Here is a 12,192-nt window from a genome sequence, read left to right as displayed (position 1 = left end):
CGGGCCGTGACGTAAGGCGTTGCAGGCGCTGGCCTCAGACGCAGGCCGTGCGCACGACGTCGGCCAGCCGCCCCGCCACCTGCGTGGCGTGCTCCTCCGACGCCGCCTCGACCATGACCCGGATCATCGGCTCGGTGCCGCTCGGCCGGATCAGCACCCGGCCCGTCTCGCCCAGCTCGGCCTCCGCCTCGGCGACGGCGGCGACCAGCTCGGGCACCGTGGCCTTGCCCTTGTCGACGTCTTTGACGTTGATCAGGATCTGCGGCAGCGGCGTCATCACGGCGGCCAGCTCCTTCAGCGGCACGCCGGACTTGGCCACCACGCCCAGCAGGTGGAGCGAGGTGAGCAGGCCGTCGCCGGTGGTGGCGTGGTCGAGCATGATGACGTGGCCCGACTGCTCGCCGCCCAGGTTGTAGCCGTCGGACTTCATGCGCTCCAGCACGTAGCGGTCGCCCACCGCGGTCTCCACCACGGTGATGCCCGCATCGCGCATGGCGAGCTTGAAGCCCAGGTTGGACATCACGGTCGCGACCACGGTGTCCTTGGCCAGCAGGCCCTCACCGTGCATGGCCGCGGCCAGGATGGCCATGATGTGGTCGCCGTCGACGATCGCGCCCGTGTGGTCGACCGCCAGGCAGCGGTCGGCGTCGCCGTCGTAGGCCACGCCCAGGTCGGCCCCGCGCGAGATGACCACCTGCTTGAGCTTGTCGAGGTGGGTCGAGCCGTGGCCGGCGTTGATGTTGAGGCCGTCGGGCCTGGCGCCGATGGCCTCGACCCTGGCGCCCGCGCGTACCAGCGCCTCGGGCGCCACCATGTGGGCGGCCCCGTGCGCGCAGTCGACCACGACGTCAAGGCCGTCGAGCGCGGCGATCATCGTGGTCAGCACGTGAGAGATGTAGCGGTCGGCCTCACCGTACGCGTCGCGCACGCGGCCCACGCCGGAGCCGACCGGGAAGCTCCACTCCTCGCCCAGCCGTCGCTCGATCTCGTCCTCGACCGCGTCGGACAGCTTGAAGCCGCCGCGCGCCAGGAACTTGATGCCGTTGTCGGGCGCCGGGTTGTGCGACGCCGACAGCATGACGCCGAGATCGGCGCCGAGCGCGGCCGTGAGGTGGGCGACGGCCGGGGTGGGCAGCACGCCGAGGCGCAGCACGTCCACTCCCGACGCCGCAAGGCCCGCGACCACCGCGGCCTCGAGAAACTCTCCCGAGGCACGCGGGTCGCGGCCCACGACCGCCACCGGACGGCGCCCGGTAGCGGCGAACGCGCCTGCATCGCCGAGGACATGCGCCGCCGCCACGGACAGATCCATGGCGAGCTGGGCGGTGAGGTCGCGGCCGGCGACCCCACGTACCCCGTCGGTGCCGAAAAGGCGCGCCAACTTCAGCGCTTGCTGTACTGCGGAGCCTTGCGGGCCTTCTTGAGGCCGTACTTCTTCCGCTCCGTGGCGCGGGCGTCACGGGTGAGGAAGCCGGCCTTCTTCAGCGGCGGCCGGTTGATCTCGACGTCCAGGATCGCCAGGGCGCGGGACAGGCCCATGCGCAGCGCGCCGGCCTGGCCGGTCACGCCACCGCCGTCGATGCGCGCGATGACGTCGAACGCCTCCTCGGCGCCGAGCACGACGAACGGCTCGTTGACGATCTGCTGGTGGACCTTGTTCGGGAAGTAGACGTCCAGCGAACGTCCGTTGATCGTCCACTTGCCGGTGCCGGGGACGATGCGCACGCGGGCGATCGCCTCCTTGCGGCGGCCGGTGCCGTACGAGTTGCCCGTGGTCACGGGCTTGCGCACGGGAGCGTCGGCGCTGGCGGCGGACTCGGTGGTGTACTCGGACGGGAAGTCCTCGCCGGAGGTGTCCTCCAGCTCGGCCTCGACGACCGTCTCGACACCGGTGGGCTCAGCCACGGTTCTCCTCTAACTCTTTCGAACTACTACTGGGCGATCTGGGTGATCTGGAACGGCACCGGCTGCTGGGCCTGGTGCGGGTGCTCGGAACCCGCGTAGACCTTCAGCTTCTTGGCCATCTTCCGGCCGAGGGAGTTCTTCGGCAGCATGCCCTTGACGGCCTTCTCGACGGCCTTGTCGGGGCGCTTCTCCATGAGCTCGCCGTACGTGACGGAACGCAGACCGCCCGGGTAGCCCGAGTGGCGGTACGCCTTCTTCTGCTCAAGCTTCTTGCCACTCAGCGCGATCTTGTCCGCGTTGATGACGATGACGAAGTCACCGGTGTCGACGTGGTTGGCGAAGATCGGCTTGTGCTTGCCGCGGAGCAGGATCGCGACGTGACTGGCCAGCCGGCCCAGCACGACATCGGTCGCGTCGATGACGTACCACTGACGCTGGACGTCGGCGGGCTTCGGTGAGTACGTGCGCACGGTCGTAGCCTTCTTTATGCTCGCGTCTTCGGCGCTGTCGGATGCGACAGCTACATGGGTCGGTCGGTGCGGGCACACGACGGCCCGGACCTTCCGTCTCCGCTTACGGGAGATGACGCCGGACGCGCCGCGCATTGGTCGCGCTGGACCTATGCACACAACGAACCTAAGCTACCCGCCCGAAGGCGTGGAGGTCAAAGAACCGGTAACTGTGGCAGGAGTCTACCCGACCGCAGAACGGTTCGGTTTCGTTTCCCTGGGACCCCTTCATTCCCAGGACCAGACATCCCTATCGTTGACGGCGGTATGTGGCAGACCTCTCACACCCGGCAAACCCAGCGCGGCCTTCGGCGCCGGAGTCGCCTGGGGGTGCTGGCCTGCCTCATGGCGGTGCTGTTCACGGGCGTGCTGATCGGCCGGCTGACCGACGACGCCGAGCCCGCCCCCCACGTCTACCTCAACCAGACCGCCCCGCCCGCCGCCGCCACCGCCAACCCAGCGCCGACGTCCGCGAAGAAGGCCCAGCCACAGGCCGAACGCATCCCCCGCGGGGTCACCACCAAGAAGCGTCCGAGCGAGGCCGCCGCCGTCACCCCCAAGCCGAGCAGGACGCCCGAGGGCCAGATCCCGGGCTTCAACACGACGGACAACCCCGCGGTGCTGAGCGACGGGGACGACTCGGTCCAGCTGATCGGGGGCCTGGCCTCGCGGGTCGTCTCCCTCACGAATGACGCCAGATCGCAGCGCGGCTGCGGGCCGCTGCGGGTGGACGGAGGGCTGACCCGCTCGGCGCGTACGCACTCGCTGGAGATGGCGCGTGCCGGGCAGCTCTCGCACAACTCCCCCGACGGCTCCTCCCCGTGGGACCGGATGGAGCGGGCCGGCTACCGCTGGGGCGCCGCCGAGAACATCGGCGCCGGTTACAGCACCGCCGACGAGGCGGTACGCGGCTGGATGGACAGCCCCGACCACCGCAAGAACATCCTCGACTGCCGGCTGAAGGCCATCGGCGTCGGAGTCGCGTCCGGCCCCGGCGGACCATGGTGGACTCAGGACTTCGGGACCCAATGACGAACATCACGGTAATGTCGCCGCATGGTTTCCAACGGTAGTGGGGAACGCGAGGACGGCATGGGGAGCGCCCCCTACGGCATGGGAGGCGGTCCGAGAGAGCCGGGCGGCACCCCGAGGCGTGGCGCGCCGGCGTTCATGAACGGCGACCCCGCGAGCGGCGCACCGGCGGGCGACACGTCCGCGGGCAGCCTGTTCACCGGCGGCGGCCCGGCGGGCAACGGCCCCGCGGGCTCCCCCGGAGGCCGCGGGTTCGGCGGCGACCCCTCCTTCGGCGGCAACCCCTCCGACAGTGGTGGATTCGGCGGCGGCGGATTCGGCTCAGAGAGCGGCGGCTTCCGCGGCGGACCTGGCGGCTTCGGCGGCGACTCGGGCGCGTTCCGCGGCGGGCCGGATGGATTCGGCGGCGATTCGGGTGGCTTTGGTGGTGGTTCGGGCGCCTTCGGCGGCGGGCCGAGGGGCGACGGCCCCGCGTCCGGCGCTCACGGCCCGGGCGGGCCCGGGGGCGGCGGCCCGGCCTCTGGCGGCCCCGGCAGCCTCTTCAACAGCAGCGGCCCCACGGGCGGGCCGCCGCAAGGGGGCACGTTCGGCGACGCCTTCAGCGCCCCCAGCCCTGGTGGGCGCGGTCCTGGCGGGCACGGCCCAGGTGGACAGGGTCCTGGCGGTCACGGGCCAGGCGGGCAGGGCCCTGGCGGTCACGGGCCAGGCGGGCCGGGGCCGGGTGGTCACGGGCCAGGCGGCCAAGGTCCTGGCGGACAGGGTCCGGGTGGGCAGGGTCCTGGCGGACAGGGTCCCGGCGGGCCGGGGGCGGGTGGTCCCGGGGCGGGCGGTCCGGGAGCGGGTCGCCATGGAACACCCGGACCAGGCGGCCCCGACCCCCTCGGCGCGGCCTTCGGCGACCTCGGCGATGACGACGACGCGCCACCGGCCACCGGCCGGCGTTCCCGCCGCTCCCGTAGAGACCGGGGCTCCGCCTCCCCCGAGGGCGACGAAACCCTGACCTCGTCGACCTCACCGGAGTCGACGCAGGCGCCTCAGAGCAGGGTCGGCTGGAGCCCGTACGACGAGGGCCGGCGCTCCCGCGGCCCACTGTGGGCCGCGATCGGCGGCGTGCTGGTGCTCGGCCTGCTCGGCGGCGGCCTGGTCATGATGTTCAACGCGGATGACCCCGCCTCGACCGAGACCGCCGCGGTCCGCCAGACCTCGGCCCCGCTGCCGTCGCCCCCATCCGGCAAGTACGGCTTCGCCGCCGACCGCAAGACCGACCCCGACCCGATCTCCGTCTCCGAGATCTTCGGCAAGAAGAAGAAGCTCACGGTCTCGGGCCGCGGCTACGAGATGACGATCACCAGCAAGGACAAGAAGTGCACGGACGGCGCCCTGGGCGACACCCTCCAGAAGGCGCTCAAGTCCGCCAAGTGCACCCAGTTCGTCCGCGCGAGCTTCCGCGACAAGGACGGCAAGGTCATCGGCACGGTCGGCGTGGCCAACCTCGGCTCCAGCAAGCAGGCGAGCGCGGTGGCCAAGGTCGGCGACAAGGAGAACTACGTCAAGCCGCTGGCGGGCAAGGACTCCGTCACCAAGAACCTCGGCGCGGGCAGCGGCGGCGCGCAGATCTCGACGTACGGCCACTACGCGATCCTGGTCTGGTTCCAGAACAAGGACGGCACGAAGCCCGACTCGAAGGGGACAAAGCGGATTTCCGAGGCGATCACCGACATCACCAAGGCCACCGTTTTCCCTGCCCTGGACAACCGAACCCTCACCGGAAGTTCCGCGGGCTGACCGGCTTTGAGTGGCAAAGGCCCCCAAAAGGGACGCCTGATGCCTCTGGGAACGCCCATACCGACATTACGATCTCGCGAGTCTCGCTAGGCTCCAGTTATGCGTGGCCAGGAACCCGGTTCTGAGCACGATCGCAGGGAGGCCGAAGGCTCGGCCACCCCCGCGACGCCACCGCCGAGCTTCGGCCAGACCGACGGGCGAGACGTTCCAGCGGCGTTGGCTCCATCCGATGAGGCGGCGGATGTCGAGGCACGCCCCACCGTTCCCGCACCCCCGAGAGCGGTGCCCGATTTGCCCGATTCGGCCCGGTCGTCCGGCACCCGGTCATGGGAGGTGCCGGGCGACGACGCCGCCCCGTACGACTGGTTCGACGACCCCACCCACCCCGAGGCTGCCCACCCGCAGCCGCTCGCCGCTCCCACACCGCAGCCTGTGGACCAGCAGCGGCCCGGCGACCAGCCCTCCCGCCCGCCCTTCGGCACCCCGCTGTCCGACCCCGCGCACCCCGGCCGCCCGCCCTTCGGTGCCCCACCGGCCGCTGCCGGGCAACCCGCCGACCAAGGCGGCCATCCGCCTTTCGGGGCACCGCAGGCGGGCACGACGGCGTTCGACGGTCCTGAGGGCGAGCGCCCGTGGCCCGCGCACCCGCACACCACCCTGCCCCCGGGCGACCTGACCCGACCGGGGCGCATCCCCGACGTACGCCCCTGGAACGAACCGCAGGGCGCACCCGCCCAGCACCCCGGAGGTCAGGCGCAACCCGTAGCCGGGCCGCCCGCACCGGCCGAGCCCGGTAACCGGCCGACCGAACACCGGCAGTCCGGACAGGGCATCTCCAGCAACCGGCCCATCGAACGAGGCAAGCCCGAACAGGCGCACTCCGGCAACCAGCCGCCCCACCACGCCGAGCCCGCCAACTGGCCCGCCGAACACGCCGAGCCCGGTAGCCGACCCACCGACCACGGAAGGCCCGCCGCCTGGCCCGCCGAACACGGCGAACACGGCGAACATGGCGAACATGGCGACCCCTCCGACTGGCCCGCCCGGCCGGTCGTGCCCGGGGCGCCCCCGTGGGAGCCGCCGCCCGCGTTCACCGCCGCCGCGGCGGGCATGCCGGTGTGGCCCGCCCCCGTCAGCGACCCCCACGCCCTGCCGCCGTGGCCGGCCGCCACGGGCGAGCTGCAGGCCGAGCCCGACAACGACGAGCCGTCCCTCCCCCCGCCCTTCAACCCGAACGCCACCGACACCGACCCGAACGCCACCGCGGTCGGCCTCACCCGCCCCTCGGCCCCCTTCTTCGCCCCGAACGCCACGCCAGGCGGCCCCGCCGACCAGCACGCCCCGGCCCTCCGCCCAGGCGACGAGCCCACCAACCCGGCAACCACACAGCCCGGCACCCCCCACCCAAGCCCCACGGCCCAAAACCCCACAGCCCAAAACCCCACCGGCCACGGCCCCACCGTGCCCGGAGCCACCGCACCGGGAGTCGTCCGGCCCGGAGACGGCCAGCCCGGTCAAGGGCAGCCCAGTCAGGGACAGGCCGGTCAGGGACAGGCCGGTCAGGGACAGGCCGGTGACGGCCGCTCTGACGAGGCCCGGCCGGGCACCCGCCCCGAGAACGCCGCCCCGGACACCACGGCCGCCCACCCAGCGGCAACCGGCCCTCGACCGAGCACACCCCAGGCCCGCGCCGCCCACCCCACGAGCCCCGACGACACCGACCCCAACGGCACGGTCCCCAACGGCACCGTCCCCGGCGACGCGCGTCCGCGAGACACGGACCCTGGCCGCACCCAGCCCGCCGACCCGCGGCGCACCACCCCCCACCTCCCCGCCCCCATAGCGACGACGGCGCCGGGCCCGAAGGAGCAGCGCTCCGGCGCCCGTCCGGCCCACTACTTCGACCCGACCGCGGCCAAGCGCGATGCCGCCGCGGCAGGCGACCACGACGCCAACCCCTCCCTCCACCCTCCGGAGCCGGGCGACGTACCCGTCTGGCCGCCCACTCCCCCTTCCGGCGACAAGCTGCCCGAGCTGCCGTTCTCCCGAGACACCTGGGGCCACAAGCCTCAGACCAGCCTCGACCGTCCGGCTCCTCCGGCAGGGGGCGGCGGCCTGGCCCTCCCGCCTGGAGCGTTCAAACAGCCGCCGTTCCAGACCCCGCCACCGCCTCCGCCACCCGCCAAGAGCAAGCGCGCGTTGCTCGTGACGCTGGGCGCGCTGGCCCTGGCGGGAGTGGCGACCGGCGGCTTCTTCGCCTTCCAGACCGTGAACGCCTCGGCGCCCCGTACGGCCGCCGCCCGGCCCACGGCGACCGCGCCACCCCCGGCCGACGTCGAGCAGTCCGCCACCCCGCCCGCGGACGTGCCCGGCGCGTCCGTACTCAACTCCGAGCAGACCGACCCGCAGAAGTTGTCGCTGTCGGAGGCGTTCCCGAAGAAGAAGGTGAGCGCGGCGGGGACGACGTTCACGCGGGTGAAGGCCGACATGGAGACGACGTGCGACAAGGCCGCCACCGGAGAGTTCGCCGGCGCGCTGAAGGAGCAGAAGTGCAGCCGGGTGCTGCGGGCCACGTACGTCGACAGCAAACGCCGCTACGCCGTCACCACCGGCATCGCCGTCCTGCCTGACAAGGACGCCGCCGCCACCGCCGACCAGGCGAAGAACCTCTCCCGCAACGTCTGGTTCCGCCCGCTCCCCGGGCCGGCCGGGTCGGGCGGCGAGCGCGTGCACATCGCGGGCGGCTACGCGGCGGGCCTGGTCTGGGGCCGTTACATCGTCTTCAGCTACGCCACCCACGCCGACGGCCACACCCCGGAGGCCAAGGAGAAGACACTGCCCAAGGTCAGCGGCGCCTTCAGAGACCAGACCTCACAGGTACTCGAACGCCGCATCACCAAGGGCTGACCCCCAGAGGCCGGCCACCCGGGCCCCAGTCGACAGCCCGGGTCGACCGGCCCCGCCGACGGGGCCGGTCGCCGAGCGCGTGGCGACGCCTTTGAGGGTGTTGACCAGCCTGGACAGGGCGATCCACCGCGTGAACAGCGGCGGCACAGGCCGGCATCTCCGGCCGTCAGGCCGGAGAGCGCGTCAATCCGGGACCGTCCGTACCCGCCGGGTGGCCTCGGCGCGGGCGGCGAGGTCGGCGTCCGCCGGATAGCCCACCTCCTCCAGGCACAACCCGTGCGCCGGTGCCACGTGCACCCCAGAATCCCGTACGCCCCGCGCCAGCACCTGCCCCGGCCACTCCACCGGACGCCGCCCGTCACCGGCCGCCAGCAGCGACCCCACCAGCGCCCGCACCATCGAGTGGCAGAACGCGTCGGCCACCACGGTCGCCTCCAGCACCCCGTCAGGCCGCCGGGCCCACTCCAGCCGCTGGAGTTCCCTGATCGTCGTGGCGCCATCGCGCCTCTTGCAGAACGCCGCGAAGTCGTGCTCCCCGAGCAGCCCAGCAGCGGCGGCGTTCAGCGCCCCGAGATCCAGCGGCCGGTTGTGCCAGACGACCTCCCGCCGCCGCAACGGGTCGACGCCGCCCGGCGCGTCACCCACCCGGTACGCGTACCGCCGGAACATCGCCGAGAACCGGGCGTCGAAGCCCCCAGGAGCCACGCAGACCCGATGAATCCGTACGTCTGGCTCCAGGACCCCACCCAGCCGCCTCACGAGCGCAGAGAGCTGCTCATCGACGCCCAGGGGCCCTCTGTTCCCGTCGAGCTCCCCCAGCGACTCCTCCGGCACGTCCACGTGGGCGACCTGCCCCCGCGCGTGCACCCCCGCGTCGGTACGCCCGGCCACGGTCAGCGCGGCCGGCCCGCCGAGGCGCAGGATGCGGCCGAGCGCCTGCTCGATCTCCCCCTGGACCGTACGCAGGCCCGGCTGCCTGGCCCAGCCCGAGAAGTCGGTCCCGTCGTACGCGAGGTCGAGGCGGAGCCGTACCACGATGATCCTCCCTGAATGTCGAAACGGGCCCGGACCCCCGCGAGGGGATCCGGGCCCGTCTCATGCGGCCTGGAAAGATCAGGCCTCGTCCTTCTTCGCCTCGCCCTCGGCGGCGTCGGCCTTGGCGTCGGCCTTGGCCTCGGCCTTGGCCTCGGCCGGCTCAGCGGCCTCGGCGGTCTCCGGGGCCTCAGGCGCCTCGGCCTTGGTCTCCTCGACAGCCTCGGTGGCGGCCTCGGTCTCCTCGGCGGCGGGCGCGGCAGCGGCGGCCGGGGTCTCGACCTGACGGGTCGTGACGCCGTTCAGCGGCTCGGTCACCAGCTCGATGACCGCCATCGGGGCGTTGTCGCCCTTACGCGCACCGATCTTGGTGATGCGGGTGTAGCCACCCGGACGCTCGGCGAACGTCGTCGCGATCTCGGTGAAGAGGTGGTGCACGACGCCCTTGTCCCGAACGACGGTCAGGACCTGACGCCGGTTGTGGATGTCGCCCTTCTTCGCCTTGGTGATCAGGCGCTCGGCCACCGGACGCAGGCGCTTGGCCTTCGTGACCGTCGTACGGATCTTGCCGTGGCGGAACAGATCGGTGGCGAGGTTCGCCAGGATCAGCCGCTCGTGCGCCGGGCTGCCGCCAAGACGTGCACCCTTGGTGGGCTTGGGCATGGTCTTTCTCCTCCTGGGTCAACCCGCCCCGGCCGTACCAGGTACCGGAGTCGGGCCGGACCGCGTTCGTTCTGCGCGCGATCCGTTATCGAGCCGCGAAGCGCGGGAATCAGTACTGCTCGGTCTCGACGTACGCGCTGTCGTCGTCGTCGTAGCCGCCACCGGCCACCGCGCTCGGGTCGAACCCGGGCGGGGAGTCCTTCAGCGCCAGCGACATCTCGTGCAGCTTCTGCTTGACCTCTTCGATCGACTTGGCGCCGAAGTTCCGGATGTCCAGCAGGTCCTGCTCGCTGCGGGCGACGAGCTCACCCACGGTGTGGATGCCCTCGCGCTTGAGGCAGTTGTAGGAGCGAACGGTCAGGTTCAGCTCCTCGATCGGCAACGCCAGGTCGGCGGCCAGGGCGGCGTCGGTCGGCGACGGGCCGATGTCGATGCCCTCGGCCTCGACGTTGAGCTCGCGGGCCAGGCCGAACAGCTCGACGAGGGTCTTGCCGGCGGAGGCCACCGCGTCGCGGGGCTTCATCGCGGGCTTGGTCTCGACGTCGAGGATGAGACGGTCGAAGTCGGTACGCTGCTCGACTCGGGTCGCCTCGACCTTGTAGGTGACCTTGAGCACCGGGGAGTAGATCGAGTCGATCGGGATGCGCCCGATCTCCTGGCCCGGCTGCTTGTTCTGGGCGGCGGAGACGTAGCCGCGACCGCGCTCGACGGTCAGCTCCATCTCCAGCTTGGCCTTGCCGTTGAGCGTCGCGATGCGCAGCTCGGGGTTGTGCACCTCGACCCCGGCCGGCGGCGCGATGTCGGCGGCGGTGACCTCACCCGGGCCCTGCTTGCGCAGGTACATCACGACCGGCTCGTCGTGCTCGGAGGAGACGACCAGCTCCTTGAGGTTGAGGATGATGTCGGTGACGTCTTCCTTGACCCCGGGAACGGTCGAGAACTCGTGCAGCACGCCCTCGATGCGGATGCTCGTCACGGCCGCGCCCGGGATGGACGACAGCAGCGTGCGGCGCAGCGAGTTGCCGATGGTGTAGCCGAAGCCCGGCTCCAGCGGCTCGATGACGAATCGGGACCGGGTCTCGTCGATCGACTCTTCGAGAAGAGTCGGACGCTGAGCGATCAGCATGTGCGGGTCTCCCCTTTTTTCGTGTGACGCCCGCTATATGACGCCACTCCGATGAAAAGCGTAGCCGGGGTGCGGAGGTCCGTACCCCGGCCGATGCTCACTTCGAGTAGTACTCGACGATGAGCTGCTCCTGGACCTGGGTGTCGATCTGCTGGCGAACCGGCAGTTGGTGAACCAGGACGCGGAGCTTGTCCGGCACGACGCCGAGCCACGCGGGCACGGTGCGCTCGCCGGCGGTGGCGCGGGCCACCTCGTACGGCAGGAGGTTCCGCTTGGTCTCGCGGACCTCGATGATGTCGTGCTCGCGCACGCGGTACGACGGGATGTCGACCTTCTTGCCGTTCACCAGGAAGTGCCCGTGACGGACCTGCTGGCGGGCGGCGTCGCGCGACTGCGCGAAACCGGCACGGTAGACGACGTTGTCGAGACGGCTCTCCAGGATCTGGAGCAGCACCTCGCCCGACTTGCCGGTACGGCCGGCGGCCTCCTCGTAGTAGTTGTGGAACTGCTTCTCGAGGACGCCGTAGATGCGGCGGGTCTTCTGCTTCTCGCGAAGCTGAAGCTGGTACTCGGACTCCTTGGGACGTCCGCGACCGTGCTCACCCGGCGGGTAAGGACGGATCTCGATGGGGCACTTGGCGGACTCGCACTTGCTGCCCTTGAGGAAGAGCTTGGTCTTCTCGCGACGGCAGAGCTTGCAGTCCGCGCCCGTGTAACGAGCCATTTCTCTGAATCTCCTGGACTAAGTCAGACGCGGCGGCGCTTCGGCGGCCGGCAACCGTTGTGCGGAACCGGGGTGACGTCCTGGATCGAGCCCACCTCGAGGCCGGTGGCCTGCAGCGAGCGGATCGCGGTCTCGCGGCCGGAGCCGGGACCCTTGACGAAGACGTCGACCTTGCGCATGCCGTGCTCCATGGCGCGGCGGGCGGCGTTCTCGGCGGCCATCTGAGCGGCGAACGGGGTGGACTTACGGGAGCCCTTGAAACCCACGTGGCCGGCGCTGGCCCAGGAGATCACGTTCCCGTTGGGGTCGGTGATCGAGACGATCGTGTTGTTGAACGTGCTCTTGATGTGGGCGTGCCCGTGAGCGACGTTCTTCTTCTCCTTGCGGCGCACCTTCTTCGGTGCGCCCTGGCGGCTCTTAGGAGGCATCCTTTGCCTTCACTCCTGAGGTCTTCGGTCCCGCGGCTGCGTTTTATCGTGGCGCTCGCCCGGCCCGCACCGGTCACGCAT

The 12,192-nt window shown here is 71.6% G+C and carries 11 protein-coding genes; 3 read left to right on the top strand and 8 right to left on the bottom strand.

Annotation, left to right across the window (positions count from 1 at the left end; genetic code table 11):
* Positions 1 to 34: 34 nt before the first annotated feature.
* From glmM to rplM, 3 genes are read right to left on the bottom strand one after another with little or no spacing between them, the layout of a single operon-like run.
* Positions 35 to 1,381, bottom strand: coding sequence for a phosphoglucosamine mutase (glmM, locus tag ABD844_RS50165; protein WP_344896352.1), 1,347 nt, complete (start codon positions 1,379 to 1,381; stop codon positions 35 to 37).
* A gap of 2 nt (positions 1,382 to 1,383) precedes the next feature.
* The gene (gene rpsI, locus ABD844_RS50160) at positions 1,384 to 1,905 is read right to left on the bottom strand and encodes a 30S ribosomal protein S9 (protein ID WP_344896350.1); all 522 of its coding nucleotides are present in this window, start codon (positions 1,903 to 1,905) and stop codon (positions 1,384 to 1,386) included.
* Between the two features lie 26 nt (positions 1,906 to 1,931).
* A complete protein-coding gene (gene rplM, locus ABD844_RS50155; RefSeq protein WP_344896348.1) occupies positions 1,932 to 2,375 on the bottom strand; it encodes a 50S ribosomal protein L13 in 444 nt (147 codons plus the stop codon).
* Between the two features lie 306 nt (positions 2,376 to 2,681).
* Between rplM and ABD844_RS50150 the strand changes: the two genes are divergently transcribed.
* From ABD844_RS50150 to ABD844_RS50140, 3 genes are all read left to right on the top strand, one after another.
* Positions 2,682 to 3,446 (top strand): CAP domain-containing protein, encoded by a 765-nt coding sequence (locus ABD844_RS50150; RefSeq protein WP_344896346.1) that lies wholly within the window; start codon positions 2,682 to 2,684, stop codon positions 3,444 to 3,446.
* A 24-nt stretch (positions 3,447 to 3,470) separates the two neighbouring features.
* On the top strand, positions 3,471 to 5,231 hold the full coding sequence (locus ABD844_RS50145; RefSeq protein ID WP_344896344.1) for a hypothetical protein: 1,761 nt from the start codon (positions 3,471 to 3,473) through the stop codon (positions 5,229 to 5,231).
* A 291-nt stretch (positions 5,232 to 5,522) separates the two neighbouring features.
* Positions 5,523 to 8,138, top strand: coding sequence for a hypothetical protein (locus ABD844_RS50140; protein ID WP_344896341.1), 2,616 nt, complete (start codon positions 5,523 to 5,525; stop codon positions 8,136 to 8,138).
* A 183-nt stretch (positions 8,139 to 8,321) separates the two neighbouring features.
* Here ABD844_RS50140 and truA read toward each other — a convergent pair whose 3' ends face one another.
* The 5 genes from truA to rpsK form a co-directional block, all read right to left on the bottom strand.
* Complete coding sequence (gene truA / locus ABD844_RS50135; protein ID WP_344896338.1) at positions 8,322 to 9,173, bottom strand: tRNA pseudouridine(38-40) synthase TruA; 852 nt, start codon at positions 9,171 to 9,173, stop codon at positions 8,322 to 8,324.
* 78 nt (positions 9,174 to 9,251) lie between these two features.
* Positions 9,252 to 9,833, bottom strand: a complete 582-nt coding sequence (gene rplQ / locus ABD844_RS50130) for a 50S ribosomal protein L17 (protein WP_344896336.1) — start codon at positions 9,831 to 9,833, stop codon at positions 9,252 to 9,254.
* A 109-nt stretch (positions 9,834 to 9,942) separates the two neighbouring features.
* A complete protein-coding gene (locus ABD844_RS50125; RefSeq protein WP_043623495.1) occupies positions 9,943 to 10,959 on the bottom strand; it encodes a DNA-directed RNA polymerase subunit alpha in 1,017 nt (338 codons plus the stop codon).
* A gap of 97 nt (positions 10,960 to 11,056) precedes the next feature.
* Positions 11,057 to 11,683 carry a 30S ribosomal protein S4 gene (gene rpsD / locus ABD844_RS50120; protein WP_344896332.1) on the bottom strand — a complete coding sequence of 209 codons (627 nt, stop codon included), beginning with the start codon at positions 11,681 to 11,683 and terminating at the stop codon, positions 11,057 to 11,059.
* Between the two features lie 23 nt (positions 11,684 to 11,706).
* Positions 11,707 to 12,111 (bottom strand): 30S ribosomal protein S11, encoded by a 405-nt coding sequence (rpsK, locus tag ABD844_RS50115; RefSeq protein ID WP_020542285.1) that lies wholly within the window; start codon positions 12,109 to 12,111, stop codon positions 11,707 to 11,709.
* Between the last annotated feature and the right edge of the window lie 81 nt (positions 12,112 to 12,192).

The sequence above is a fragment of the Nonomuraea antimicrobica genome, from assembly GCF_039536965.1.
Taxonomy (GTDB): Bacteria; Actinomycetota; Actinomycetes; order Streptosporangiales; family Streptosporangiaceae; genus Nonomuraea; species Nonomuraea antimicrobica.
Note: the sequence above shows the minus strand (reverse complement) of the source record. Positions and strands in the feature narration are given on the sequence as shown.

What these genes read in the sequence shown, in the direction of transcription:
- ABD844_RS50150 (WP_344896346.1), top strand. Translation starts at nt 2,682, where the DNA reads ATGTGGCAGACCTCTCACACCCGGCAAACCCAGCGCGGCCTTCGGCGC.
- ABD844_RS50145 (WP_344896344.1), top strand. Translation starts at nt 3,471, where the DNA reads ATGGTTTCCAACGGTAGTGGGGAACGCGAGGACGGCATGGGGAGCGCC.
- rplQ (WP_344896336.1), bottom strand. Translation starts at nt 9,833, where the DNA reads ATGCCCAAGCCCACCAAGGGTGCACGTCTTGGCGGCAGCCCGGCGCAC.
- ABD844_RS50125 (WP_043623495.1), bottom strand. Translation starts at nt 10,959, where the DNA reads ATGCTGATCGCTCAGCGTCCGACTCTTCTCGAAGAGTCGATCGACGAG.
- rpsD (WP_344896332.1), bottom strand. Translation starts at nt 11,683, where the DNA reads ATGGCTCGTTACACGGGCGCGGACTGCAAGCTCTGCCGTCGCGAGAAG.
- rpsK (WP_020542285.1), bottom strand. Translation starts at nt 12,111, where the DNA reads ATGCCTCCTAAGAGCCGCCAGGGCGCACCGAAGAAGGTGCGCCGCAAG.